Genomic DNA, 26953 nt, shown 5'->3' with positions numbered 1-26953 from the left:
ACTGGGCCAGGAACAGACGCTCAAGCCTAAATCCACAGTAAGATGGAAATACAATTTATAGCTCTTTTAAGTGAATAATTAGCATTCCACTCAAGAAAGATGCTGATGGCTACAGTTTACGTCTCCTCCACCCTTCTCGACCTTAAAGCCGAACGCCAGGCGGTCATGGACTAGCTGATCACTGCGGGGCATCAACCTGTCCACAGTTACGCCCCCGACAGTGAGACGGTCTGTGAGAGCTGCTTGGAAGACGTTGAGGGTTGCGACATTTACGTACTCATACTTGGACACCGTTATGGCCACCAGCCCGAGGCGGATAATCCAGAGAACCTCTCGATCACCCATCTGGAATATCGCCGAGCGAAGGCTAAGGGGATTCCGACGATTGTCTTGCTGCGCACGAGCATTCCGGATGTTGCCTTGTCCGATATGAATCATCCTGAAAAGCTGCAAAGGATCACGGCATTTCGTGACGAGGTCAGCAGGGATCGACGGCCTGGCGTATTTTCTGACGAAGCGGGGTTAATCAGTGCTCTCAGCACCGGTATTGACCGAGCGTTTGACAAGCTACGCAATCCGGCACCTACCACTGACGAGCTGCGTAACCTGTTCCACCGCGCATCCTCCGATCTGCTGACTTGGCAGGTCTCCCTGTCAAACGGTCAATGGCTGGAACGCCCGGAGCTGAATGCTCTGATGCAACGCATCGAAGGTGATATCCACTCTTTGACCTTGCTGGTGGGCGAGCCTGGCTGCGGCAAGTCGGCCTTGCTAGCCCGCTTGGGGCAGCAACTCGAAGCAGCTTCCATTCCAGCTCTCGGCATCAAGCTAGATTTTCTGCCCGAATCTATTCAGGATCAGAACGGCTTAGGGGAATACCTTGGCCTACCCGCGGCCGCCGTGGATTGTATCTGTACCCTGGCGCGGGAGAGCAAGGTGGTAGTGCTGTTGGATCAGCTCGATGCGCTGGCCGACTTGGTGGTACAGCATTCCAGTCGCCTGCGTGTTCCGCTAGAACTGATCCGCGATCTAGCCGGGTTGGATAACGTGCATGTGGTAGCCTCCTGCCGAGTGTTCGAGCATCGCCACGATCCGCGCCTGCGAAATCTAGAGGCTGAACTCCTGACCTTGGCTCTGCCTGCTTGGGAACAGGTAGACGCTGCCCTGCAAGCCCATGGAGTTCGGACTGCGGCTTGGAATAAAACCATGCGGGAGGATCTGCGCTCCCCACATGCCCTAGATACATTCCTACGTCTGATCAAGACCACCGACGAGGCCGAGCTGTTGCAAGGCTATCAGCACATGCTTGAATCGCTGTGGAAGCAGGCCGTTCTTTGTGATACCAGTGGCAACCGCCGTCGCCTGTTGTTGGACTTAACCGAGCGTATGGCGGACCAGGAAGTGCTTTGGCTGCCTCTGGCAGCCTTCGAGAACCGCTATGCCGTGATTCTGGAACTGGAAGCGGCCGGTGTCCTGATTGAGGAAAGGGGACGTATCGGTTTCCGTCATCAGACGCTGTTTGAATTTGTCCGAGCACGAACCTTCTTAGACGCAGCCGGACAACTAATGGAAGCCGTATTGGCGCGGCAAGACAGTCTACGTATACGTCCCCAAGTCTGGCATGCTCTAGGCTACATGCGAGCGGTGGACCGACACGCCTATCGGGACGAAATCCGCCGACTCTGGGATTCCGAACTGCGCCTCCACCTGCGCATGTTGTTGATCGAATTCCTAGGCCAGCTTCAGGACCCTGAACCTGCCGAAGCTGCCTTGTTTTTCCAGAGGTTCGATGATGCCTGGCATCAGAGCCGCATCCTTGCCGCCGTAGTCGGCAGTCAGGGCTGGTTTGCACGGCTTTCGCCCACTCACCTGCCCATGATCATAGTCAGGTCAGCACAGGAGGCATGGCCGGTAGTGCCCATCCTCATTAAAGCCCTCGACTTTGATCAGCCCAGCGTTCTCCATCTGATCGACGACCACTGGCTCCCCCACGCGGACAAGGACGTTCTCACTTGGCGGGTGTTAGAGCATATCAGTGGGTGGCAGACCGACGTAGTGGACCGCTGTTGCCGCATTCTGACCCGGACCGATGTGGCGGCTTGGGCCGTGAACCATCTGGCCGGTGTAGTCAGCATGCAGCTGCCCGAACAGGCTCCGCGGTTGATCGCGACTTGGTTCAGATGGGAGTGGGAGAAGGAGTTTCCGCCTGAACCCCACGTGGAGACTCAAGTAGCAGAAAGCGAAACCCCATTTCAGGACCTCTGGCAAGAATCGAACCAGTTCAAACGTTGTCGTAAATTGCTGGAGGGATATGAGTTGCACGACCTGCCCGCCCTGGCGGAAGCCGCCGCCGGTGCCTTCTTAGATGCCGTCTGGCCCTGGTTCGTACAGGTAATAACCACTACTGCGCGGGAGGCTCATCTCTTCGTAGTGGGATACCGACAGGGCTTAAGCTTGATCGATGGCATTGACGATGAACGGGAAACGCGCATCGAACGGCCTTTCCTAACCGCCATGGTCCAGGCAGTAGAAAAATTAGCGGAATGCCAGCCCGACGCTTTTCTCGCCTTCCAGAAGGCCAATGAGGGAATCGACCTCATGCTCGTGCAGCGCCTCCTGGCGAAAGGCATGGCCCATATCGTAAAAATCCACCCCGATGTTGCGCTCGAATTCCTTTGCGCGGACCCACGGCGACTGGTCCTAGGCTCACATTCAGACGTTCATCGGAACACCAAGGAACTGATACAGGTTCTGGTCCCTCACCTTGACGCAGGGCAGTTCCTGCGTCTGGAGCAGCTTCTCCGGAGTTGGAACCGCTACAGCCATGTACCGGATGATGACGCTAAGACTCGGCGTAATCGTATACGCTGGACACGGGAGTACAGGCTGCGGTTGCTTAAGGTCCTGCCACGGGAACGGATGAGCGCGATCTGCCGCCGCCATGTGGAGGAAGAGGAACGGGCTTTTCCTGACCTCCATGACCGTGATATGTGGTTTTCAGGTTTTCGTGAGATCGGCAGCCGAGTCAGTGCCGAGCAGATGGAGGCCGCACAAGATAAAGATGTACTCAACCTGTTTTCCGAATTGACGGACGAATACGGTTGGGACCATCCGAGAAAGAGGATGGAAGGTGGAGCTATTCAGGCGGGGCGAGAGCTGGCAAAGTTGGCGGAAGGGGACCCCGAGCGTGCGGTTCGGCTGGTGCGGCAAATGCTGCCTGGACACAACGAAATCCCGGTGGGTGATGTCCTCGAGGCTTTGGCCAAAACCAACTATGACCGCAACGCGTTCTATAGTCTTATCTTGGAGTTGGCAGAGAAAGGGTTTGCCAGTGAACATTTCCGCCGCCCGGCAGCGAGGGCTGTGGAGAAGGCCGTTGATGCCGATCATCCCTTGCCCGAACCTCTGTTCGGCATTCTGGAGACTTGGCTTGCTCCCGCTGGCGAATCTTCAGAGGAGGCATGCGAGTCGCATGACGAAAGCAAAAAAGCGCAGGGCAGCCTGCTTTGGGACCTTGCGGGTGGTAGGATCTTGCCGCATGGGAATTACCCGATATTGGCGGCTTTGTCGAAAGCCTGTCTCCTTGCGCAGCCACCTAGGACGGATCACTGGCTGAGCATCTTGCAAAGACATCTGCTTCGCCCCGAATCTCCCCGCGTCTGGATCGCCATGTTCCACTATCTTCAGTGGCTGCATCTCGCCGACCGCAGCCGTGCGCAAGCATTCCTGAACGGGCTGTTCCTAACCTATCCGTCCATCCTCGATACGTTAGAAGGGGCGCATCTGTTAGCGCACTGTCAGCACTGGATCGAACCGGACGTAGCCCAGCATTGGTTAGACAGGATGCTCAAAGAGGGCGGGGAGACAGCCGCTCAAGGCATGGGCGAATTGGTTATGCTGCGCCGTGTCTGGTTCCCAGATGAATGCTGGATTGCCGAATGGTTGAATGATCTCATCCATGGAGATGAAACGAACGAAAAGCGACGTGCCGTCCGTGTGGGTGTCGCTCACTCGATAGCGCATCTTTGGCGGGAATCTCAGCACCGCTACACTGTTCATGGCTATCTCTTGCAACTGCTCGAAGACCAGGATGAAGCTGTCCTCAGGGCTCTTGCCAGTATTTTCCGTCTCGGAGGTTTCCTTCCTGATTGGGCCAGCCGAGAACTACTCGACACCCTCTGCGACTATCCCTCGATTCTTAGCTATCAATCGGCGGAATTCGTGGGTGAGTGTTTGGAAGAGCTTGTTCACGTAGAACCCGAACGTGTATACAAGGTTTGCAATATCCTTCTCGATTTCGCCGGAATGGATATGGGGAATATTGCCTCATCCCGTTATTTAATGAGCGAGTCCTTTGTGACCATTGCCTTGGTTCTCCAGGATTTAGGTGCTCCCCACCAGGCACAGGGCACTGCATTGTTCGAGAGAATGCTGGAGTTTAACGTCCCACAGGCGCGCGAGATATTGCTGGACTTGGACAAACGCACGCCACAGCAAGCCTCGACCACGTCCGTTTGTCGCCGAAAATGGAGAAGGACTAAGAAACATTGAATTAGGCTTGTTCGAAGTAAAAACAGTGTTTATCTGTGCTGCTTGAATGACCGGAATGGGTCGCGAACCGCCGATCCGTTGATAGGCGCTTTCGGCCAAAACCGGTCACCTGTCCCCTGAACTGGCCGGCTGTCTGTCTGAGAGCATCGGTAAGATCCTGCCCGGTCAACCAATGGAATAAAGCCTTTGGCCTGGGCGAGGCCCGCGGCGTTCGGTATGAATTTCTGAGACAGCGGCGGGATCAAGAGCTTCGAAAGGCTTTCAATCTGCTCTACGCTCATGACCTGTATGTAGTCACCCCTGGCGGTTGAGATCAAGCGCTTTCGGCGAAAGTGGAAAGATCCTTGTTCTACGCCTTTGAGACCGGTCTCGATATCCCGGAGTCCGCATGCGTCTGCATCAAATCTGCGCGCCAGGGCGTCCACTATTGCCGACCGGCCTCACATCGTGGAGGGTCTGAACCCATAGCCTTATACGCAAATCTCGATGGGAAACAACTAGCTAGAGCATTTTTCGGTAAGATGTAGCGATGAGCGATATCCGGAAGCATACCCCAAGGTGCCGCTTGTCGCGGCATCTTGTTTTAGAGCGGGGAGCCGCCCCGCACGCGGGTTCCTTTGCTTGTCCAAAGAAAAGGAACCAAAAGAAAGGACACCCGGCGGACGCCCTGATCCTGCGCGTCTCGTCCGGCACCGGGGCCGACCGAAGGCACCTCCGTGTGCCTCGGTCGCCGCGCCCCTTTCGGGCGATTCCGGTTCCGGACTCCGATGCTCGGGGGCGTCCGAACGGGACTAAGACGTGTAGTGCCCGCCATGCGGGCGCTACACCAGACCAGAAAACGCTCTAGCCCACATGGAGGCGGTGGCCAGCCCCTACGTGACCTTAAGAACCACCATGGAGACATCGTCGGCGAAGGAATGGCTGCGGCAGAAGGTCTGCAGTGCTTCGATGATTGTGTTGATGATCTCCTGCGGCGTATTTGCCCCCTGGGCGGCCAAGAGCTCGCTGAGGCGGTCGGCGCCGAAAAACTTGCCTTCCGGGTTCTGTGCCTCGGTTACGCCATCGGTGTAGAGCAGCACGAGGTCTCCCTTGTCCAGAACGGTGCCTTTCTCTTCGAACGCCACCTCCTTGATCACCCCAAAGATAAGCCCCTCGGCATCCAGCTCCCGGCACGCCGTTTCGCCGCAACGCAGCAGCAGCGGGGGGTTGTGTCCCGCATTGGCGTAGCTCAACTGCCGGGTAGCGCGGTGGTATTTCATATAGAACATGGTGATGAAAAGGTCCGCCCGGCTCAGATCATCGTAAAGTAAGGCGTTCAAGGCGCGGAGGATTTCCCCGGTTCCCCGTGCTAGGCCGTGTTGTGCCTGCTGTCTGTGCAGGGCCTCCGCTCTAAGAGTACTGCGTGCTTCCGCCATGACCAGCGCCGCACCCATCGAATGCCCGGAGACATCGGCAACGACGAGATCGATGGTGTCCGGCCCCCAAAAATAATCGAAATAATCCCCGCCGACATGGGTGGCCGGCAGGCAGTAGCCGGCAATGAGGGCACCGGGAAGCTGCAAGGGTGAGCCGGGTAAAAGGGACAGTTGAATCTGTTTGGCGATTTCCATCTCATGGCGCTCTTCCTCCGCCCGGCGCAACTCGGTCACATCGGTTTGGGTGCCGATGTAATGGGTGAGATTGCCCTGGTTGTCCCGCACCGGAGAGAGGAACAGCTCATTCCAGAACGGGGTTCCATCCTTCCGATAATTCTTCAGGGTCAGATGGCAGTCGCGTCCTTCACGCAAGGCCTGACGAATTTCCGCAATCGCTTCCGGATCGGTGTCCGGCCCCTGCAAAATGCGGGGATTGCGCCCGATCAGTTCCTCCCGGGAAAAGCCTATCATTTGAGCAAAGGCGGGATTGGCATAGATGATGGGATAATTCGGCTGCCTCGCATCGGTGATAATGATGCCTACGCTGGACGCTTCGATGGCGCGATCGTGTAGGCGCAGCTCCGCCTCGTAGTGCTTGCGCTCGGTGATTTCCTCGCCAAGCTCGGCATTGGCTTGCGCCAGTTCGGCGGTGCGGAGCCGAACTCGCCGTTCCAAGTCGTCATGGGCTTTCTGGAGCGCCGCCTCGGCGCGCTTGCGCTCCGTGATTTCGCCTTTCAGCGTCTGGTTGAGCCGGCGCAGCTCATCGTTGGCTTCGCGGAAGCCGCGATGGGTCATCTCGAAAGGCGCGAGACTCTCGGCCCAGAACTCCGCCGCCATCGCCACTGTATGTCTGCTCTCTTCGGCGGAAGGCAGGCCTTCCAACACGGACGCCAGCGCCTCCCGGTAAATCGATTCGATATCCAGCACGCCCAGGCCGGATTCGACTGCCAGACGTCCGAGTTCATAAGCGCGCTGTAGGCCGGCCTCCCCCGCGCCCGCCAGGTAGTTCCGCAGCTCCGAGGCATAGTGTTTCGCGAACTCGCGCAACGTATCGTTCATGGAGCGGCCTCCAGGTAGCGCGCGACGAGCACCAGCGCATCGTCGGTCGTCTTGCCGAAGCGGGCCAGAATGCGGTCGGCAATCTCCTGCACGTCCTGGTGCCGAAGAAGCGGATCGATGAGGGACAATCTTGTCGCGAAGTCGCTGCGGATGCCGTCGGTGGTGAAGATCAGGAGGTCGCCTGCCGCGATGGGAAGATACGCGGTGCGCAGGGGCGGCAGCTGATCGCCCACCACGCCGCCGCGCATCAACAGCGCCTCGCGCGTCGGGGGCGAACCGGCGGTCCGCAGCAACAGGCCATCCACATTGCCGACGCCCAGCCAAGCCATCTTTCCTTCGCGCACGTCGATGGAGGCCAAGCTCATCACCACACCGCGCGTGCCTTTCAGCACTTGATGACAGCGTTGCACCAGCGCTTCCGGTTCCTCCCCGGCGTGGTCTTCCAGCGTGGCGACCGCGATTCCGGCGGCGATGCCGGCCGCCACGCCATGGCCCAGGCCATCCACGGCTGCTATCAGCACCCCGTTCGGAACGAGCTTGACCATAGGACGGTCGCCCGACACGTTTTCTCCGGGAAAAGCCCGTGCAGCGACGCCATGCTCGATCAACGCATCCATTTCGTGGCCCTCACGGTAGTGCCTTGGCCGACACCGGAGGTGATTTCGAATTCGTCCATCAGCCGCTTGGTCCCCGGCAGGCCCAATCCCAATCCTCCGCCCGTCGAGTAGCCGTCCTGCATGGCCCGTTCGATGTCGGCGATACCCGGCCCCTGATCGCGGGCGATGATCACGAATCCGCGGCGGTTTCCGTGTTCGATTCGGCTCAGGAGGATTTCTCCGCACTGAGCATATTGGACGATATTGCGCGCCAATTCGGAGAGGGCGGTCGCGATCACGACCAGGTTGCTGGCCGAAAATCCCAGCTCCTTGGCCAGCCCGCGCGCTTGCTGGCGGGCCAGCACGATGTCGGCATCCGACTGGATCATCACGCGCACTTCGTCAGCCACGGCGGCCAGATCCTTTGCTTTCATGATCAAGAATTGCCAGTGCTTCCTCCAGATCCAGCGTGGTTCGCACGCAGGAAAGTCGCAGATCCAAACCCAACTGCACCATGGCCAACGCCACCTCGGGCCGGATGCCCGCGATCACCGCGTCGGCGCCACGCAATCCGACCGCCTGGGCGATGTTGCGCAAGGTGCGGGTCGCGAAGGAATCCATGACGTCCAGCGTGGTCACGTCCAGGATGACGCCGCGCGAGCGAAAACGGCCCACCTGCTCCACTAGGGCGTCCTGCAATTCCAGCAAATCGGTATCGGTCAGCTCGGCCTGAAGAGAGGCGATCAGATAGGGGCCGATTTTCAGAATTGGCGCTTTCATAAAGAGGCTTGGTCCGCGTTACATCTGGGCCATCCCCTCTCCGACAGGGATCAGCTTGTAACCCAGCAGCCGTTCCGCCTCTTCAAGACCGCTCTGCAGGTCGACCGTGGTTTTGACCGGGCTCAGGTCCATGCCGAGCACCACCAGCGCTTGGGCAATCGAGGGCGATAAGCCGGTCAGGATCACGGTCGTTCCCATGAGCCGTGCAGCGCTGACCGTCTGCAGGAGATGGTTGGCCACCTTGGAGTCCACAATCGGCACACCGGTAATATCCAGGATCGCGACTTTCGCTCGGGTGGCGCTGATACTGTTGAGCAACTGCTCGGTGAGCTGGCGGGCGCGATGCGATTCCAGCACGCCGACGATCGGCAGGATCAGCAGCCGATCGCGGACCTGAAGTACCGGGGTAGGGAGTTCGCGCATGGCTTCCTGCTGCTGGCGGATCAGCTGCTCACGGCGGTAGATGTACGTGTCGATCGCAAGGCCAATGTCCAGAAAAACCACTTTCATCAAGGAGAGATAAGCCTCCAGCGCTCTTTCCGGCGCGTCTCGATACGCCTCGAAAAGTCGAGCCGCGACGGCTCTCAGGTAGAAGGTGTACATCCCCAAGTACAGCTTGACGGGCAGGCCGATGCGCTCGTGAACCGCGCCGATCTTTAGGCGATCTTCAATATAAGCCTGATCGTACTCGCCTTGCGTGAGCCTTCGAAAATAGGCTTTCTGCGCACGCTTGACACGCTCGATGAGCTCGGGGTTTGGAAAAAACGCACGGGCTTCCTCGAACGAGAGAAGATGCTTGTAAAAGTCTTCGATGATGGGATCTGCATACTTTTGGGCAAGTTCATTGATGCTCATCAGTTCCTGGATGTCCTCGTCGCCGAATTCCAAAAACGCTTGGTGTCTGGCGATTTCCCGATCGGTAATCCCCATTTCCTGCATCAGCGGCCATTCGGCACTTGGCTTTCTTTCTTCATTCATCCTGGTTTCCTCCGGCTCCTTCAGCGGATTTTGAGGTCGCGTGCCGGTACTGATCCCGCCGGGCTGGACCAAACCATTGGGAATGCGGCAGCGGACGGCCGTGCATTCCGGCGTTGCGGATTCCTGCGTCCCTATCCCTCATATATCACAAGACCGTCTGACGACCGGATAGTGCGGGTCAGTGCGCCCCTTTTCCGTTCCGGAGCAAGAGGACGGACAAAGTGGAACGATTAGGAAGATCAGCTCTTTCTCCTAACGGGAATTCTTTCGGGCGCCAAACAGTCTATTAGGAAAATTCCTAGTAAACTAGTCTGATTTAAAAGATAATCCCTCTGTCCGCTTACTCACTCCTGGGCCTTGGAAGTAGTACGGATCGGTTGTCTTCATTATCTTCCAAGAAGAAGAACTTCCTTTTCGCCCTGCTGCCCGACTCCATAGTCTTGCCCCAATTCATTTATCCGGGCGGGAATGCCTTTGTGTCGAGGAGGTTGCTTCCATTAAGCGATTATTATCGAATGGCTTTGTCATAGCGGTACTCGCGACGTCGGCAATTCTGTTCTTCCTTTGGTGGCTAAAACCGCTGACCGGCGGCAATCCGCCGCTGCTGCTGTTTCTGATCGCGGTGATGCTCGCGGCGTGGTATGGCGCGACCCGGGCCGGTCTTTTCGCCACGGCACTGAGCGCACTGAATAGTGCCTTTTTCCTGCAAGTTCCCTTCGATCCACGCATCGCGCCGCCGGGCGCACGGCTGCAGATGCTCCTGCTGGTGGGGATGGGCTCTCTGACTACGCTGCTGATAAGCAAACTGCGGAAAACCGAGGTCCAGGCGCTGGATCGGTCGGTTGAAAAACAGCGCCAGCTGGAGCTTGCGCTGCATGAGCAGAAAGAAACCACGAAATGGTTCGAATGGGCCGTGGAAGCCGCTCCGAACGGCATGATCTTGGTGAGCCAGGACGGCACGATCCTCCTGGCCAATGCCCAAGCGGAACGGCTATTCGGTTATGCCCGGGACGAATTGGTGGGCGAACTGATCGAGACCCTGGTGCCGGAACGCTTCCGGTCCCGGCATGAGCAGGACCGGCGGCGGTTCCTGGCCCTGCCCGAAATCCGACCGATGGGCAAGGGGCGGGATTTGTACGGGCGGAGGAAGGATGGCCGCGAGGTGCCGGTCGAAATCGGCCTGAGTCCCATCGCCGCAGCCGAAGGGATCCTGGTCCTCGCCTCCATTGTCGATATCAGCGAACGCAAGCGGCTGGAGGCCTCCTTGCGTGAACGGGAAGCACGCTACAGCCTGTTGGCGGAGAATGTGCCCGAAATTCTCTATACCGCGGACCCGAACGGCCACTATGACTATCTCAATCAGCGCCATTACACGTTTACTGGGCAAACTCCGGAAAAGGCGCTCGGCGAGGGGTGGCTCGATGCGGTGCATCCCGAGGATCAGGCCCGCATGCAGGCCCGCTGGCGGGAATCGGTGACCCAAGGCGTGCCCTTTGATACGGAATTCCGCTTGCGGCATCATGACGGCACTTACAAGTGGTTCTGCAACCACAGCATTCCGATCCGCGATGATCAAGACCAGATCATCAAATGGTTCGGGGTTACGGCGGATGTCCATGACCAAAAGCGGGCGCAGGAAGCCTTGCTTGAGATGGATCGCCGCAAGAACGAATTCCTCGCCATGCTCGCCCATGAGCTGCGCAATCCCCTCGCGCCGATCCGCAATGCCGTGCAGGTGATGCGCAAGCTGGGTCCTCTCGAAGCCAGACTGCAATGGGTACGCGACGTGATCGAGCGGCAGGTCATGCACCTGACCCGCCTGGTGGATGAGCTTCTGGATGTCTCGCGCATCACCCAAGGTAAAATGCAACTGCACCTCCAAACTGTCGAACTGGCGGAGGTCGTAACCGACGCTATCGAGACCGCGCGGCCTCTGATGGAGGCGCGTCAGCACCGGCTGACGCTGATCCTCCCGCCGGAGCCCGTGCGGCTGATGGCCGATCCCAGCCGGCTGGTCCAAATCCTCGAAAACTTGCTGAGCAATGCCGCCAAGTACACCCCCAATGGCGGAACCATTGAACTGGCCGTGGAGCGCGCGGATGCCGGGGTGGTGCTTCGGGTGAAGGATACCGGCATCGGCATGGCCGCGGATCTGCTGTCGCGGGTCTTCGAGCCCTTCGTCCAAGCCGAGCAGAGCTTGGACCGTCCCGGGGGCGGACTGGGGATTGGTCTGACCCTGGTCCGCCGCCTCGTGGAGCTGCACGGCGGGCGGGTGGAAGCCCACAGTGAGGGCGTTGGGAAAGGCAGTGAATTCGTGGTGCGGTTGCCGGTCTATGAGCCGTCATGTCAGCCCCAGCTAAGCGCAACAGAGGGCTAGACGCTCGCACCATTTCAAACTGCGCAATTTCCCTGCCGTTACGGGGGCATCCATCGATTCCGTCCGGAGTTCGGGCGTGATTGCAGGACCGAAGTCGTCCGCCGCTCACTTCTCACTTTTCAGCAAGGATCTTCAGGTTGGCAAGACCCGCTTCGAAGTCTTTGCCGACCATCTTGTCCATGCTGAAAAACATTTGCATTACCTTCGAAATGAAGGACGCGGGGCCGTGCATGGCCCACGTGACGTTTGTGGCGTCGCCTTTGGGTTCGATCGTGAACTCGACGATGTTGTGGGCTTCGAACGGCTTGACGAAATCGAGGTTGATCGTGATCTTGGAAGGTGGGGATGTGTCCGTGATCTCCATGCGTCCCTTGCCGATGTCATTGTTACCTTCCCACTCATACACCGCGCCCTTGCCGCTTGGCGCGTCGCTGTAGGTTCTCTTCATCGCGGGGTCCTTTTTCTCGTAGGGTGACCAGGCGCCCCAACGGTGCAAGTCGTTGATGAAGGCAAAGATCTTCTCCGGCGGCGCTTTGATGCTCGCCGCGCGCTGGACACGGAAAGTGTCAGGCTTGGTCGCGGCAAAGATGAGCAGCGCGACAACGAAAACGACGACTACGATAGCAATTGTCTTGAGCATGATTTTCTCCATAGGATTTCGGTTGAAAGCCGCGCTTCCCGATAGTTTTGACCGGACGTGAATTCCCGCCCCGGCCTACACCCGTTGGTCCCAGGCGGCGATGTTCGGAGCGCTACGGCCGCTATGCCTTCCGCCGATAGTTCGCCGTCATGAATTGGTGCCATTCTCCGTCATCACCCAGCATGTGCGACGTCAGCACACGGTGGTCGTCGCTGTTTATCTCGATCACGTCCTTGTACTTCGCCAGCTTTCCCTCCTCAGCGCAGTTCGGGCCTTCGGCATTGAGCGTCAGCACCTTTTCCGCCGCGTCCAGCGACCCGTCGTACACCCATAGGTGGGTCATCATCGATCCCACCCAAGTCCCCACGTACCGTTTCTTCTGCGGGTCATAGCCAAGCGTCATCAACATTGTCGCCATGCCTCCGCCGGGCATTTCGCCGCGGCCCTCGCACAATACCCAGAGGCCGCCCAGCGAGCGCACGTTCTCCGATCCCTTGAACTTCTCCGGCGGCTTGCCGGGTTCCATCGAGCACTCGGACTCATACGTCCATTCACCAACGAGCTTCTGCAGCCACGCGTGTTCTTTCTGAGGTTCGGTCTTCATCGGTATCTCCTATTTCTTCGTGATTGATCGGCATTGTTGGTCGAAGTGTGTGCCTATGTTCTTCATTTGATGGCTTCCGCCCGTTGCAGACACTAATCAGCCGGCAGACCCGCGATTTCCATCACCGGCCGGATCTCGACAGTGCCCAGGCGTGCTCCTGGAATCCGTGCGGCGATGCCGATCGCCTCGTCGAGATTTTTGGCGTCGATTAGGAAATAGCCGCCGAGCTGTTCGCGTGTCTCCGCGAACGGACCGTCGGTCACCAGCCGTTTGCCGCCGCGCACTCGGACGCTGGTTGCCGTCGACGTAGGGTGTAGAGGGGCAGCGGCGAGATACTGCCCGCTCGACTTGATCTGACGCGCGAGCTGCGCGGATTCCTCGTAACACTGCTCCCGCCCGGCCTCGTCCCAGGCCTGCTCGTCACCGTAAATCAGCAACAGGTACTTCATGGACGCCTCCATCAATTAGTCGAATGGCGGGTACCCGGATCGACAAACCCGAGCGCCTGGAGCGTCCGTGCGTCCTCCGCGATCGGCCGCACCTCGACGCACCCGATCCGGGCCCCCGGAATCCGCGAGGCCACCTGTATCGCCTCATTCAAATCCTTGGCCTCGATGAGGTAATAGCCGCCGAGTTGTTCTTTGGTCTCCACAAAGGGGCCGTCGGTAGTCATGACCTTGCCGTTCCGTACCCGCACGGTGATCGCGGCATGTGGAGGCTGCAGCCGGTTGCATCCGAGATAATGGCCGCTCCTTTTGATAGTTTCGGTAAACTCGCTGTACTCCTCGTAGTGCTTCTCCGCATCGGCCTCTGGCATCTGCTCCATGACGGTCTCGGCGCAGATCAGGCATAGGTACTTCATGGTCAACACCTCCGGTTTGGCGTGGAAAGCTCGTTCACATCGGATAGTCGTTCGGGGAAGGAAAAATTCGACATCGGGAGTACCGAGCGCGATGCTTTTTTGAACCTGCATCGAGACAGACGATCGGATTGCCCTAGTTAGGGCAGCTCTGAAAAAGTCATCCGTGGCGTTTTTCAGAGGCGAAAACCAAAAGGCGTTTTCCCACCTTTTCAATCGCTTATCGCCATTGAAGTGGGCAGTGCAGACTGAGTCTGCGCTCGCCGGCTCAGCCCGGCAGTTCGCGTAGCCTTCGCTCGAGAAAGCGTCGCTCTGGCTCCTGTTGGGTAAGGCGGAGGGCGCGTTCGTAGGACGTCCGGGCTTCAGCCGTTCGCCCGAGTCGCCGGCACAGGTCCGCCCGCGCCGCGTGCGCCAAGTGATAGTCCGCAAGATCGCCACGCGCGAGGATGGCGTCGACGAGAGTAAGCCCCGCTAAAGGGCCGTCGCGCATCGCGACCGCCGCGGCGCGGTTCAGTTCGACCACGGGCGATGGTTCGATGCGTGCCAGCACATCGTAGAGTCCGACGATCTCGGCCCAGTTCGTCGCCGCGGCGTCGGGCGCGTTGGCGTGCACGGCCGAGATCGCTGCTTGCAGCGTGTACGGACCGAACCGGCGCGACAACAGGGCCCTTTCCACCAGCGCTGAACCTTCCGCGATGTAATCTTGGTTCCAGAGCGAGCGATCCTGATCGTCCAGCAGGATCAGATCGCCGGCCGGCGAGCTGCGCGCGGCACGCCTCGATTCGTGCAGCAGCATCAGCGCCAGGAGTCCTATCGCTTCGGGCTCCGGCAACAGTCCGATCAACAGCCTTCCTAGGCGGATCGCCTCGCCCGAGAGATCGTGGCGCGTCAGCAACTCGCCCGATGACGCCGAGTAGCCTTCGTTGAATACCAGGTAGACCACGCGCAGCACGCTGTCCAATCGATCGGGGAGGTCGGGGAGCGAAGGCACCTCGTAAGGAATACGCGCCTCGCGGATCTTCGCCTTGGCGCGCACGATACGTTGGGCCAGCGTGGGCGCGGCGGTCAGGAACGCGCGTGCGATTTCCTCGGTCGTCAGGCCGCACACTTCGCGTAAGGTGAGTGCCACCTGGGCGTCCGACGACAGGGCCGGATGGCAGCAGGTGAAGATCAGCCGCAGCCGATCGTCCTCGACACCGTCGTCGCCCGGCGCTTTACCGGTATCGGCCGCGAGCCGCTCATCGATATCGTCCGGCAACGGCTCGAATCGGGCGCGCCGGCGTATGCCGTCGATCGCCTTGAAGCGTCCGGTCGAGACTAGCCACGCCCGCGGATTGGCGGGCACGCCGTCGCGCGGCCATTGCTCCAGCGCGGCTCTGAAGGCGTCGTGCAACGCCTCCTCGGCGAGATCGAAGTCGCCGAGCAAGCGAATCAGAGTCGCGAAGACCTGGCGCGAATCGGAGCGGTAGACGGCGTCAACTGTCTGGCGTGCCTGCTCGGCCGAGACACCGTGGGCTTGTGGGTCGTTATCCGCCATGTGTCCCGATCCCATGAACCGGCACAATCAAGTGCTTCTCAAAACCGAATGTCCGCCATAGCCGTTCGATCGCAGCGGGCGCGTTAGATATCGAAGGACTGGAGTAACGGTCGCCTTCGTGCTTTTAGCAGGATTAGTCATGCTGATCTCTCTACCGGAGCCTCAAACATTTTGCTTCGACCGTGACAGTAGACTTCTGAGAGCCTGGCCGCAACCCGATTGAACGCCTGTAGGACGAACTACGGGAGAAGGCCTTTCACAACCGTGTCTTCAAAAGCACGGATTTCCCGGAAGATCATTTAGAAGTCAGCTTGAGAGCGCTGGAGAACGACCGTTGCCGAGTCTGTTCGATTGTTGCTTGGCCATGGATTAGAGGTTCACTTCAGGATCGGAAGACTTGTTTTCGGGATATCCGTCAGCACCGTAGGCTGAGTTGGAAAACCCAGCGTTTATTCCCGGTCTGGGAGGGTTAACGCTGGGATTTCGCAAAGCTTCATCCCAGCCTACCGTGCTAAGCCCGTAGGCTGGGATGAAGCTTTGCGAAATCCCAGCGCAATCCGGCATCTGCGGTCCTTAATAATGCTGGGTCTCGTTCCTCGACCCAGCCTACCGTGCTCTTGGATGGACCACATCCGGTCAGAGGCGGTCTATCAGACCTTCTTCAAAAAGCAGGCCTTCAGCATGAAATTACCGGTATCCATCTTGCAGTCCACTTCGTGATCGCCGCCGACCAAACGGATACTCTTAACCTTGGTGCCCATTTTCAGCGTGATGGACGATCCCTTAACTTTCAGGTCTTTGATCAGCACGACCGTGTCGCCGTCGGCCAGCACGTTGCCGTTGGCATCCCTTACTACCGCACCTGCATCGTCATCTGAATCTGTGGTCTGCTTCATCGGCCATTCATGGCCGCAGTCGGCGCAAACATAGTTGTCGCCGTCCGGGTAGGTGTTCTCTAAAGTGCACTGGGGGCAAGCTGGGATAGTGGACATGATTCCGCTCAAAAAATAAGTTGGGGCGCGCATTATAAGGCATCGACAACTGCCCCGGAGCGGATTAGTCCGTCTTTGACAACGCCGAAACATCTTACCGTCGCTGGACTACCGCACAGCCCGTGTGGGGCGCCAGCATGGTCGATAAATTCAGCGATAGGCACTGGATAGGCCAGCCACCACGCACATCTAAGTTGCATTTGCCGGTAACGGGATTGTCGACATGGTCTTTAACGTAATCGACGTTGTTCTCTTTCTGCTGATTCTGCTCAGCGTCTGGGGCGGATGGCGGCGTGGTTTTATCTTGGGTTTTCTCAATCTTCTGCGCTGGTTGGGCAGCTTGCTCGCGGGCTGGTTCTTTTATCAACCGGTGGCGGGTTTGCTGGCTTCGGAAACGGGCTTATCCGAAGTGTGGCGGCAACCTGCCGCGTTTTTTCTGGTTGTTCTGCTTACCAGCTTGACGATTCGGCTGCTCGGGAATGCGCTGCTTAAACGCTTGCCACGCGATATTCACCGACGGCTCCTCAATCGCCTTCTCGGCACACTCCCGGGATTGACCAACGGGCTCATAACGGCAGCCATTGCCGCCGCTTTGTTGTTTGTTGTGCCGCTGCCCGGCCAGTTACGCGAAGACGCCCGCGAAAGCGTGACGGCCAACCGCTTCGCTGTCTTGGCCGAAAGACTGACAACGGCCCTGATGCCGATTTTCGAGGATGCGCTCACCCATACGCTGAATCGTCGGATCACGATTTACCCGGAATCGAACGAGCACATTCCGTTGCCGTTTAAAGTCGAAACCCCTCAGCCGAGACCCGTGCTTGAAAAACAAATGCTTGAATACGTCAACCGTGAACGTGCCGCGGCCGGACTCTCGCCGCTTAAGCTTGACCCCGCCTTGACCGAAGTCGCCCGAGGCCATTCGGCCGACATGTTCACGCGCAGTTATTTTTCTCATTACACCCCGGAAGACAAAAGCCCATTTGACCGGATGCGCGAATCCAAGGTGCGCTTTCTGATCGCTGGTGAAAACCTGGCCCTCGCCCCCAGCATTCACCTCGCGCACACCGGCCTGATGAACTCACCCGGACACCGCGCGAATATCTTGCGACCGCAATTCGGGCGTATCGGCATCGGCATCATGGATGGCGGCGTGCGCGGCTTGATGGTGACCCAAAATTTTCGCAATTAACCGGCCGATAATTAAAACGAGTCTTAACGAAATTTATTCCTCGGTAGTTGTACTCGGCGGAGATTTACACGGACCGCCGCTTAGGAATATTCGGGTTTTCAACTGGAATATTCCTGATTTAAAGTCGAGGATCGTTCAATTATTATGCTCGGTAGATATAGGGTTTAAGCGCATCTCGATCTCATTCCCGCCCCAATAATCCGGATACTTTCGCAAGAAGGAATCCAGATCCGATTCAAACGCTACTCGCTGGGCCCGTTTAACTTCCTTGCCGTTTTTTCTAAGCCACTTGGCCCAAAGCAATGAAATTTGCTTGGCTTTGGATCTTGTGTCACGAGATTGAATGATTCTTTCCATGGTCTTCCTCCCGGTTAATGATTTGCGAGCGATCCTTTCCATAATTGAAAAATGTTCGGGACGCTCTTGATACCCAATCCAGCTCTTAATCACCATACTCGGATTTTCAGTCCGAGTACCATAGTTACGAAAAGCCTATAGTCTTCCAATACGCAATTTTGCATACCTTTTTTACATATTCCGGTATGTGTGAATCACATATTGCCGTGAAAGCTGAATCAGGACCATTCAAAAACCGGCTGCAGCGCTTACGACTGCGAATTCGTGTGGCTTGCCCGGAGGTCGCAGTTACCTCTCATGACGGCGGACAGGAAGGTGCTGGGTGCCTTTCCCGAACAGGCGCTCGCTAAAGAAGCCTTATCAAACCATCAGCTAAACCCGGACCTTACCGATCCAACCGCCGCACCGGTCGTCCCGCAGCGGCAGTTGGACCGGGAAATGGATGTTCGGCTTCTGATGAGCAGGTTAGATCTTTGCGGCTTAACGTCATTCCAGCCTTGGATGGACCGCATTCGGCCACGACCTGCCAGTTAACAAATACAAGTGAACGGCTGGTTGCAAAGCGGAGGATCAGCGGGAGCATAACGCCGGGCATCAGGTGCGCCCGAAAGCAGGAGGCAGCCGACGCTGAGAGCGCCGCTTGCCTGCCTTCGTCAGGTAACGCGCTGTAGGATTCTCAACCGCCGGTCTGGATCTCCACCGGACGAACACCCTCCACTTGACGGTCGAGCTCCTTATAGCTTGTGTAGGGTGAAAAAACGTGCCAGGCCATCGGCAACCCCGCTTGCATTCATCATCTGGAGCGCGTGGGTCGCCTGCGGCACCACCAGGATCTCGGCGTGTGGCATCCACTGCTGGATCAGCGCATGGCTCTCTCTGAAGACCGGCTCGGTCTCGCTACCAACAACCGATAGCACGGGTTGTCGGATGCGCGTGGCCTCCTCGGCGGTGAACCGCCACTGGTGCAAGGCTGGCAGTTCGACTTGGAAAAAGGTGTCGAGATCAGTAACCGCCAACTCAAACGCGCCAGACGGCAAGACCGTGTCGATGACCTGACGATACTCTGGTCCCGCCACCCCAGCACAGAAGGCATCGGTCGCCCCCGCCTTGTCCCCGCGTTCATACATCGCCCGGACGGACGCAATCTCTTCCCAGAACGTCGGTCCTGAGGGAGCCGACGCGACGAGTGGGGGCTCAAGAAGTGCCAGGCTCTGCACCTCTGCGGGAGCGTCGAGCGCCCACTGCAGCGCGATGGCGGCACCATAGGAGTGCCCGGCGATATGCGCTCGGGGAATGCCGAGGTGTCGGAGCAGGGCACGGCCATCAGCGGCCTGCTGCTCTATCGTGAATGGGTCTCCGGCATGGGTGCTGCCCGCAAAGCCGCGGCGGTGATACGAGATCACGCGATAGTTGTTGGCGATACGGGGCTCGACAAGCAGGGGGAAAAACGCATCCGCGAAGATACTGCCATGAATCAGCAGCAACGGCTCCCCCGCGCCCTGCACGTCATATTCAAGGTCCACACCGTTGAGGTTGACACGTTCCATTGGTTCTATCCTCCTCCTTGTAGGACGGTCACCCATGCCTCTGTGTTCCTTCGCGACACCTAGCGAAGCTGTAGAAAAGCCGTTTTTCAGATCCGCCAGAAGCGGTCCTTCAATTTTTAAAAGATGGGATCGAAGTCAAAAGGGAGGGTTGATGACGTGTTTCCTTAATGAGCCGCTTGCGAATGACTTCTCGGTGTAAAGGAGCAGCCGTTCAGGGTCGAGCATCATCTATCCACGACAATGTCCACAAATACGCCCGTACCGATATCGAACTCTCCGATTACCCGGATGGCACCGCGGCGATAGTCGTCATAGACAATCACATGGACATGCTCGGCATTATCTTCCGGATGACGGATGAGCCAGGCACCCGGCGGAACCTTGGTGCGCAACCGATAGCACTTGCCGGGAGGGGGCTGGTGTCCGGCGGGTCGATCCGGATACCAGATGCGGCACTCGCCCGGCGGAGGATAATGTCCAGGAGGGATATCAAGACGGGTGTAGCCATGCTCGTGGAAGTAAGAGCCACGCCCATCATCCTTCCAGTCCTTCTCAACATCCCGGTGTTTCTTATCCTTCCAGTCCTTCTCTAAGTAGTACCTGTCCTTTCCCTTTCCAGACTCGTCCTTTCCTTCATCCGCCACTGCTGCGCCGAGGCAGCAAACGGTCAAAGCGACGGATAGCATCAGCATATTGGATGTGCTCATCATTTTTTCTCCGAAACGGATAGGTCAGCACCGCAGGTGAGTTTACAAATATAGCCATTATTATGAAGCCGGCTGTGTAATCGCTGCGGTTCGTTTCTCGGCCCAGCCGTATTCACTTTCCACTGGCTTCTGAACCCGCCGGACGCAGACCCGCTCACCGCCATGCCCAACCCGGGCATGACCGAACAGGATGCAAGGAATATCGCCGGATTTCTCTATACCCTGGATTGAAACTCATCGAGCCATGGAGTGGGCGCGCGTGCCGCTGGAATGCCTACCGGTAGTGAACTTTGGTGATCTTGGTCCAAGGATTGTCCGGGAAATACTTATGAAGATGCCTGAACATGGCGCCGGAGTTGGATTGGCGGACGCACCCTCCACGGGATGACCGTACCAACATGTGCAAGGCCTGCGGCAATCTCGGGTCGCGCGGCGCCGTTCTCGCCCATGCGGTAACCAGGTTGGCGAGGTAATCGGTAGCATTGGGAGTTTCGCGCAGTTTCTGTCGTTCCAGCCGGAGCGCCTGGATCGACTTTCGTGAGAGAAACTTGGGAGGCGGTTCTTCCGCACTCGTTTCGTAGCCCATCTCGGCCCAGTAAACACTGGAGGGAAAGCCGCACCACCAGTTCTCTCGTTCTCCATCCTGGGCCATCGAGCGACGCACATTGGCCCGCGCGAAGTCGTCCAGCTTTACCGAATAGGTTATTTTGTCGCTCATGTTGCCGACCATGCCTGGATAGCGCGCGACCAGCATGGCACCGACGGCCCGGCGCCTGTTTCCGTTCGATCCTCGAAGCATATCGTCGACCAGATTTCCCGATTCGGGGATCAGGCGTTTGATTCGGGGCGCGAATCGCCTTAGCACATCCCAGCGTTCGAGAACGAATGCGCGCGTCCAGACCACTAGCGTCAGCTCGTGGCGAAACTTGTCCGGCAGTTTCTTCATGGCTGCGATTTGCGCCAGTTCATCGAGCGGAAGCCCCTCGTTGAAGATGCGTACCGAGTCGCTGTCGATCGTGGGAGGAATCCCATATATCGACATGGCACTGGTGCGAGGGGCGAAGCGGGCGAACTCGGCGATCGTTGCGGCCCGTGCGAGCCCTATGCGCCTAAACGCGTTGGAATCCTGAATGCCGACCGATCCGTTCGGCAGCTTGAGTACATCGTCGATAATACCGATGGCTGTCGCGTGATCGCCGGTCAGCCGCGCCAAGTGATACCGCACCGTCAAATAGGCAGCCGAGCCTGGAGGGATTTTTTCCGCATCGGCCAGGATTCCATCGAGTCCGGGAGTGTCCGGCCCGGCCGATTGAAGTGCGGCAACCAACCAAGGTAACTGACGATTCTCCCGCCACCGCTCGATAGCTCCGGCCGCGTCACTGCCACGACGCATGGCCGACAACCACGACGCGAACGGCAACGGCGATTCCTCGCCTTCCCCTTTGGTGTAGGCCATCCAATAGTCGGTCACATCCTGCCCGATCAAATCCGGCAGTTCGCTTGCCGTCAGTTCGCTGTCGAGACGACGCAAAACTTCGTCCGGTCGCGTTCGAAGCTGTACGAACTGCAGCAATCGCCCAACGTCCTTGCGCAGTTCATCTCCGACGGGTTTGTCCAGGAGTGCTTTCAGGCGGGATTCGGCCTCGGCCAGCTTCTGGGGATCTAGGGAGCCGCCTTGTGGCGGCTGTTGAGTGGTGGTCGACCGGATAACGGCACGAGCCGCCAGATAGGGAGCAATTTCGCGCCATGGCGAATCGGCGGTCATGGCAATGGCGTCGAATTGCTTGACCGCCTCGTCATATCGTCCGGCATAAAAATAAGCGGCGGCCTTTTGATAGTCCCGATCCAGCCGTAACCATTTCGGCGCGGACGCGGGCGCATCGGCAGGCTGACCGGACGGCGCCGCACAATTGGCGAATACCTGATCCTGAGCTTTAACCCAGTCGAGCACTTCCGGGCTTTGCCCATAGGTCGACAAGAGGCTGTTCAATACCGTGGCCGCGTTTCTGAACGCATCCGCGTGACAATTCAGAAATTCCACGAAGCTGTATTCAGGGTGAGACGCACGGGCTTCGATCGTCGGAACTTCGGGAAGCGCGCCGACCTTTGCCCGCACATCCAGCCAGCTGCTCAAGGCAGACTGGAATTTATCCTCGGCAGTCGGTTCATAGTGGAAGAATGCGCGTGCATCCGTGTACCAGCAGGGATCGTGGGGACGGAGCCGTTCTATGTCGTTCTGCGTGATCGGCAAGCCAGCCAAGCTTCGATAGGCGATGAACAGGTAAAAATGATCGTAGGTCGGCTTGATCACGCCTAGCCGACCTCGCGCGTACGTTTCGAGGTCCGTCACAGGCCATGCCGGCGGCTCGAAAATGTTCCCCGGATAAGACGGGTCCTCCGGGAACCGGCATTCGCGCTTCCCGGGTTCCGCCAACACCGCGGGAGCCATGGCCGCCAACAAAACAAGCAGGATGCACCTGACAGCTTTCATACGTTTCCTTTCCGCTCAAATAAACATTTCAGCAGGCGCTACGCACCCGCTTTCGAGGAGCGCCTGCTTTGAAGGCGGCAGCAATTACGCGCCTTGCCACTTGCACGGGAATCTGCGGCGAAGGCCACGGCTTTTGCTGATTTCTAAGCTCCCGCTTGGGAACTAGCAAAAACAGCAGAAAGGCTGTTCACTCATACCCGCTCGAGCCCAGCGTTGTATATTATTTGTGTTGTCGATAATTATTTTTTAATCAATAGAAAAATAGCCGTGAATCTGGGCGTTTTGGGAGTAGTCGAGGCTGACAAGGGGGGCGAATGAGTTTATTGACAGATGAAGAGAAGGAAGCGCTGTCGATCAGACGGATGATCTTCCATGTGGTTGGTAAGTCTCTCGAAGAACCGATATTGCTCGAGGAGATTGCTCCTCCGCAGCATACCGATTTCTTTTTAGAGCGCGTGAAATCCGCTTTGCGGGGCAATCTCTTTGAGTTTAAGCCACTGTCAAATGCTGAACGTATCCTGCGCTTAATCGCTAAGAATGAAGGTGTTTTTACTGAGCACACTCAGAATTTAGCTAGAGATTTCCAGAGATTACACCTTTCTCGCACGATGAGCATGGGGGTATTCTTCGTTTTCGAATTGAGCGTGGGGGATGGCGAGACAATCTATGCGCTTATTAAATACGATAATGAAGATGTTGTTCGTTATGTATTGAACGATACAGATGGGCCTCAAGTACCGCGCCTAGAACGATTTCGCGAAAGCTTCGTGCGTAAAGGCCGAGGCTATGCAAAAAATTGCTCTAGTTCGTCTTACGGATGGTCAAGGCGGCAAGATCGTCGTGCGTGATAGAAGTGAACCGGCCCATATTTCTGATTACTTTCAAGGATTTCTTGAGGCGCGCCGTGTGAACTCACCCGAAGACATGAGCGGTAAGGTGGTAGAGGCATTTAAGCAGACCTTCAAAGAACATCGAACTGAACTGCCTCCCGATATTCGGACTAGCGGGGTCAATCGTATCTATGATGTTCTGCGTCAGGGTGGACACCGTTTTGATCCTGATAATCCAGAGCCACTGATTACGGCTATTTTTGGACATGTTGCTGAGGATGCGCCTGTTCGCAAGACGCTAAAGCGGAAATTGAAGGAACAGGGAATTGCGGAGGAGACATTCGACATTGATCCGGAGCACATTCCGAAGCCTAAACGTCGGCGGCTAGAAACAGTAGAAGGCACTCACATTATTTTCGATGAAGAACATGAACCGGAGACAAGACCTCACGGCGATGGTCGCACAGAAATTGTGATCGTGACGGCGCAAATTACGAGAAACGATGTCGACATTGAAAAAGGTTCACGAGGCAATTGAAGCCAGCCGTGCTGCGGCTGACTTCAATATCAGCGAGGATCCCGGCCATCTTTGGATCGGCGGGGCGATGTCGCGTGCCGCTTTATCGGCCTGGCAGGCCGTTGTCGACGATCAATGTTCTTGGCTCACATTGGAATGCAAAGATGAAGCTCAAGATACCATAGAGCCGAAAGACGGCAGAGAAGGTGAAAAACAACGATTAAGTCTCAGATTTCAATCATCTGATGCCACGCCTCATCTTTTCACTCCCGAAGGTTGGCGCTCTTTCCTTCAAAAAGATTTGGCGATTTCCTCGGCTAGGACTGTCAGGCTAGCTTTTACCAAGAATGGTTTTAATACAAGGGCGTTCAGTATCGAGCCTTGGATCAATTCCCCAACTACGCTTGAACTTCAAGACGAAAGACGAGTAAGTGACAGCGGTCCGAGGCGCCAGGTCAGATGCCAATCGCCTGATTTAATGGCCCCCGCTCAAATTGAGCCTTGGATACTGGCCGGACCTGCTCCCGATAATTGCGAAGCTGTCACCATCTGGCAGGAAATTGCCGCCCAGATGATCGCGAAGTCTCTGCCAAATGATCTCTATAAAGATGGAGGAATTTCAAAAGTGGGTCTCTCCGGGCAACCGCCACGGCGGCTTGATCTCGGCACCTTTCAAGCTGATGAAGTGCCGTTTCAGGCTCTCCAGGAAGCGGCGACTTGGGTCTATTTGGAAGGGGACGATGTGGAAGTCAGGCATACGTTTCTGTCAGCGGAGCTAGCGCGTGCCTGGACCCCAGATGCCTCTTTCTGCGTTGGCCTCGAATCGCGTCTGGTCGGCGCACTCGATTCTGCGCGTCTCGTCTATAAGGCTCATCTGCGTTCTGGAAGCAAAGATACCCTCAAGGCTTTGGCCGATCTTCGGAAAACGCTTGCCGACGAAGTCCAGAAACTCCTTCAACAAGCGCGAGATTTATCGAGCGCTGTATGGCGTGACGTGGCAATTGCGATCGGAGTGGTTGGTATTCGCGTTGCTATGGACGGCACAAAAGCAGGTAAAGGTACTTTTGGTTTTGCTGCAATCTATCTTCTTGTCGCAATCTATATCGTTACTTCATACGTCATTACCGTTGCCACTTACGGAAGATTTTTGGATATCGTCGAGACATCAAGAAAGTCGTGGCGCACCAAACTCTATGCATTTTTGGATGACGATGACTACCAAACACTGGCGGACAAACCTCTCACAGATGCCGTCGCGGCATATCGAAATACGCAAGCACGCACAACTATCGTAGTCTTGGTAGTTGTTTTTGCCCTTTTGATTGGTATCACCGTGGAGATCCAGTGGATGGAAGACGGCCTACTTGTTGAACACATCAGTAGGAATTGGAGCAAAGCCTGGAGTTGGTTGACAACTCACTTGTAGTAGGCATGCCGCATAAGCGCGGGTCTTTCGTTTCGGACCACTTCTTTGTTTTTTGCCGGCCGCAGCACCAAGCAGGCCTGAAGTTCCTGCCAAATCAGGACTGTCCGCCTCGGTTAACGAAGGGTCTCCAGGTTGACCAAAACGATTTTGGGCTAACACGAGCACGACTATCGGCCAAAGCGCGACCTTTTTGAGGCGCTCAGGCCTTGGCCACCCTGGTTCGTATGGCTGAACGAAGACAGCAACCAAATCCGGTAATCGCCCCCTATTTTTCGAAAAGCCGCCGACAGTCATCTGTCTTCTTCAATTTCCTGCGATTCCCGGTCCGGCGATCCTTTGGATGTGTCGGGGGCTACTTGAGAAGCTTCCGGATTACGGACGCGATTCAGGTCGTATGGCAATACGAAAGTATCGAAGACGGACGAGAAAGGCAGGTCGAAGATAAGAATGGATGCCACTAGCCCGTTGAGCCATCCCGGTTGTGGACGCTCGCCGCTGAAAATTTCGCCCATCTCTTTCACGTCTTGCCGAACGCCGGGGTAAATCTTCCATTCCGTCGCGGGTGTTTCCGTTCTCGCACGTATGCTCGAACAGCCGGTGGCGAGAACGCTCAAGAGAACAATGACGGCCCATTTTCCAACGTCAGCTTTCATCGCTTTTCCTTTGAACGGATAACAGGAATACCGTTATGGGAACCGGAGCCTTCGGAAGCGGACTGACCGGAACCGCCCATTCTGGAGAAGCAACGGGAAGAACGGCAAAGCTTGTCCGCGATGATGGCGGCCTTTTCCGGCGGGCATTTCAACTTGATATCTGTTTGGTGAGACCCGTCGGCTGCGCCATCGGTTCGGGCGTGATCGTTTACCAAACTATGATCAAGCAGACCTTCATGTCAAATGTCGCCGGGTTTCGTCCCTCTATTCCGCCTACGGTGCTTACCCTTCTCAGCCACTCGCTTGCATCCGGGACTGATAGGTCTGCATGCCGCCGGAAAGCACTTTGACCTGAAGGCCGTTCTGCATCAATACCCGAAAGGCGTAATAGGCGCGTTGTCCGACACCGCAGACTAGCCAGATGTCCCGATCGCGGGGCAGTTCGTGAAGCCGGTCGCGCAAGGTTTCGAGAGGAAGATTTTGTGCGTTGGCGCCTGTAACCGCCACTGTCAGGCCGAACACTTCGCACACGGCGGTTCCGAGAACGCCCTCGAAAGCCAGAGGCGGCGTCTCGCCGTTGCTGCACGAAAAGTGGTGAAGTATGGCCGTAGCCGCGATGCGTCCCTGCCGGTTGGCGGGCCCGGCCAGCGGGACCAGTTGCCATTTCCCAGTAACTCGATTTTTGACTTCGACCACGTCGCCCACGGCCCAGATAGCGGCATCGCTGATGCGCGTGTACTCATTGACGCGAATGCCGCCGAGGGCGCCTAATTCCAATCCGGCGGCGGTCGCCAGCTCCGAATCCGGGCGCCCGCCGATTCCCATGATGACCAGGTCGGCAGCGAGCG

23 protein-coding genes are annotated in these 26953 nt (G+C 57.3%); 6 read left to right on the top strand and 17 right to left on the bottom strand.

The annotated features are described in order from the left end of the window. Nucleotides 1–174: 174 nt before the first annotated feature. A complete protein-coding gene (locus VEB01_RS01420) occupies nt 175–4551 on the top strand; it encodes a DUF4062 domain-containing protein (protein ID WP_324872355.1) in 4377 nt (1458 codons plus the stop codon). Nucleotides 4552–5423: 872 nt separating this feature from the next. Here VEB01_RS01420 and VEB01_RS01415 read toward each other — a convergent pair. Genes VEB01_RS01415 through VEB01_RS01395 form a run of 5 tightly spaced genes read right to left on the bottom strand, consistent with a single transcriptional unit; the run spans nt 5424 to nt 9379 of the window. Further along, the gene (locus VEB01_RS01415; RefSeq protein WP_324872319.1) at nt 5424–7025 is read right to left on the bottom strand and encodes a SpoIIE family protein phosphatase; all 1602 of its coding nucleotides are present in this window, start codon (nt 7023–7025) and stop codon (nt 5424–5426) included. Then, nucleotides 7022–7642 (bottom strand): SpoIIE family protein phosphatase, encoded by a 621-nt coding sequence (locus tag VEB01_RS01410; protein WP_324872318.1) that lies wholly within the window; start codon nt 7640–7642, stop codon nt 7022–7024. Before VEB01_RS01410 ends, VEB01_RS01415 begins: the two co-directional genes overlap by 4 nt. Next, on the bottom strand, nt 7630–8055 hold the full coding sequence (locus tag VEB01_RS01405; protein ID WP_324872317.1) for an anti-sigma regulatory factor: 426 nt from the start codon (nt 8053–8055) through the stop codon (nt 7630–7632). The genes VEB01_RS01410 and VEB01_RS01405 overlap by 13 nt, the downstream gene beginning before the upstream one ends. Then, on the bottom strand, nt 8024–8401 hold the full coding sequence (locus VEB01_RS01400) for an STAS domain-containing protein (RefSeq protein WP_324872316.1): 378 nt from the start codon (nt 8399–8401) through the stop codon (nt 8024–8026). Before VEB01_RS01400 ends, VEB01_RS01405 begins: the two co-directional genes overlap by 32 nt. 18 nt (nt 8402–8419) lie before the next feature. Beyond that, a complete protein-coding gene (locus VEB01_RS01395) occupies nt 8420–9379 on the bottom strand; it encodes a protoglobin domain-containing protein (protein WP_324872315.1) in 960 nt (319 codons plus the stop codon). A gap of 385 nt (nt 9380–9764) precedes the next feature. On the opposite strand from VEB01_RS01395, the gene VEB01_RS01390 reads away from it, so the two are divergent. Then, a complete protein-coding gene (locus VEB01_RS01390) occupies nt 9765–11756 on the top strand; it encodes a sensor histidine kinase (protein WP_324872354.1) in 1992 nt (663 codons plus the stop codon). Nucleotides 11757–11868: 112 nt separating this feature from the next. Here the strand turns inward: VEB01_RS01390 and VEB01_RS01385 are convergent, their stop codons facing one another. The 6 genes from VEB01_RS01385 to VEB01_RS01360 form a co-directional block, all read right to left on the bottom strand. Then, the gene (locus VEB01_RS01385; RefSeq protein WP_324872314.1) at nt 11869–12396 is read right to left on the bottom strand and encodes an SRPBCC family protein; all 528 of its coding nucleotides are present in this window, start codon (nt 12394–12396) and stop codon (nt 11869–11871) included. Nucleotides 12397–12517: 121 nt separating this feature from the next. Beyond that, a complete protein-coding gene (locus VEB01_RS01380) occupies nt 12518–13000 on the bottom strand; it encodes a DUF1579 domain-containing protein (protein WP_324872313.1) in 483 nt (160 codons plus the stop codon). Nucleotides 13001–13092: 92 nt separating this feature from the next. Then, entirely contained in the window at nt 13093–13449 is a 357-nt protein-coding gene (locus tag VEB01_RS01375) for a YciI family protein (protein ID WP_324872312.1), read from the bottom strand. A gap of 11 nt (nt 13450–13460) precedes the next feature. Continuing rightward, nucleotides 13461–13862 (bottom strand): YciI family protein, encoded by a 402-nt coding sequence (locus VEB01_RS01370; RefSeq protein WP_324872311.1) that lies wholly within the window; start codon nt 13860–13862, stop codon nt 13461–13463. A 265-nt stretch (nt 13863–14127) separates the two neighbouring features. Next, the gene (locus VEB01_RS01365; protein WP_324872310.1) at nt 14128–15396 is read right to left on the bottom strand and encodes an RNA polymerase sigma factor; all 1269 of its coding nucleotides are present in this window, start codon (nt 15394–15396) and stop codon (nt 14128–14130) included. A gap of 650 nt (nt 15397–16046) precedes the next feature. After that, entirely contained in the window at nt 16047–16388 is a 342-nt protein-coding gene (locus VEB01_RS01360) for a zinc ribbon domain-containing protein YjdM (protein WP_324872309.1), read from the bottom strand. Between the two features lie 223 nt (nt 16389–16611). Between VEB01_RS01360 and VEB01_RS01355 the strand changes: the two genes are divergently transcribed. After that, a complete protein-coding gene (locus VEB01_RS01355; protein ID WP_324872308.1) occupies nt 16612–17577 on the top strand; it encodes a CvpA family protein in 966 nt (321 codons plus the stop codon). A gap of 135 nt (nt 17578–17712) precedes the next feature. On the opposite strand, the gene VEB01_RS01350 is transcribed toward VEB01_RS01355, so the two are convergent. From VEB01_RS01350 to VEB01_RS01335, 4 genes are all read right to left on the bottom strand, one after another. Next, nucleotides 17713–17934, bottom strand: a complete 222-nt coding sequence (locus VEB01_RS01350) for a hypothetical protein (protein ID WP_324872307.1) — start codon at nt 17932–17934, stop codon at nt 17713–17715. Between the two features lie 734 nt (nt 17935–18668). Further along, a complete protein-coding gene (locus tag VEB01_RS01345; RefSeq protein ID WP_324872306.1) occupies nt 18669–19481 on the bottom strand; it encodes an alpha/beta fold hydrolase in 813 nt (270 codons plus the stop codon). A 224-nt stretch (nt 19482–19705) separates the two neighbouring features. Next, nucleotides 19706–20191: a hypothetical protein gene (locus VEB01_RS01340; protein WP_324872305.1), complete on the bottom strand. Its 486-nt coding sequence runs from the start codon at nt 20189–20191 to the stop codon at nt 19706–19708. A 271-nt stretch (nt 20192–20462) separates the two neighbouring features. Continuing rightward, nucleotides 20463–22679 carry a hypothetical protein gene (locus tag VEB01_RS01335; protein ID WP_324872304.1) on the bottom strand — a complete coding sequence of 739 codons (2217 nt, stop codon included), beginning with the start codon at nt 22677–22679 and terminating at the stop codon, nt 20463–20465. 314 nt (nt 22680–22993) lie between these two features. Here VEB01_RS01335 and VEB01_RS01330 point away from each other — a divergent pair, with 314 nt between their 5' ends. The 3 genes from VEB01_RS01330 to VEB01_RS01320 are packed head-to-tail and all read left to right on the top strand — an operon-like array spanning nt 22994 to nt 25452. Continuing rightward, the gene (locus tag VEB01_RS01330; protein WP_324872303.1) at nt 22994–23527 is read left to right on the top strand and encodes a hypothetical protein; all 534 of its coding nucleotides are present in this window, start codon (nt 22994–22996) and stop codon (nt 23525–23527) included. Beyond that, nucleotides 23466–24047, top strand: coding sequence for a nucleoid-associated protein (locus tag VEB01_RS01325; RefSeq protein WP_324872302.1), 582 nt, complete (start codon nt 23466–23468; stop codon nt 24045–24047). The genes VEB01_RS01330 and VEB01_RS01325 overlap by 62 nt, the downstream gene beginning before the upstream one ends. Then, nucleotides 24013–25452 carry a hypothetical protein gene (locus VEB01_RS01320; RefSeq protein ID WP_324872301.1) on the top strand — a complete coding sequence of 480 codons (1440 nt, stop codon included), beginning with the start codon at nt 24013–24015 and terminating at the stop codon, nt 25450–25452. Before VEB01_RS01325 ends, VEB01_RS01320 begins: the two co-directional genes overlap by 35 nt. Nucleotides 25453–25742: 290 nt before the next feature. Here the strand turns inward: VEB01_RS01320 and VEB01_RS01315 are convergent, their stop codons facing one another. Together VEB01_RS01315 and VEB01_RS01310 are read right to left on the bottom strand one after the other, a co-directional pair. Further along, on the bottom strand, nt 25743–26105 hold the full coding sequence (locus tag VEB01_RS01315) for a YceK/YidQ family lipoprotein (protein ID WP_324872300.1): 363 nt from the start codon (nt 26103–26105) through the stop codon (nt 25743–25745). 291 nt (nt 26106–26396) lie between these two features. Beyond that, complete coding sequence (locus VEB01_RS01310) at nt 26397–26930, bottom strand: FAD-dependent oxidoreductase (protein ID WP_324872299.1); 534 nt, start codon at nt 26928–26930, stop codon at nt 26397–26399. Nucleotides 26931–26953 lie beyond the last annotated feature (23 nt).

Origin of the sequence: Methylocaldum sp., from assembly GCF_035627495.1 — a bacterium.
In the GTDB taxonomy this organism is placed as follows: Bacteria; Pseudomonadota; Gammaproteobacteria; order Methylococcales; family Methylococcaceae; genus Methylocaldum.
This window is presented reverse-complemented; position numbering and strand designations above follow the sequence as displayed.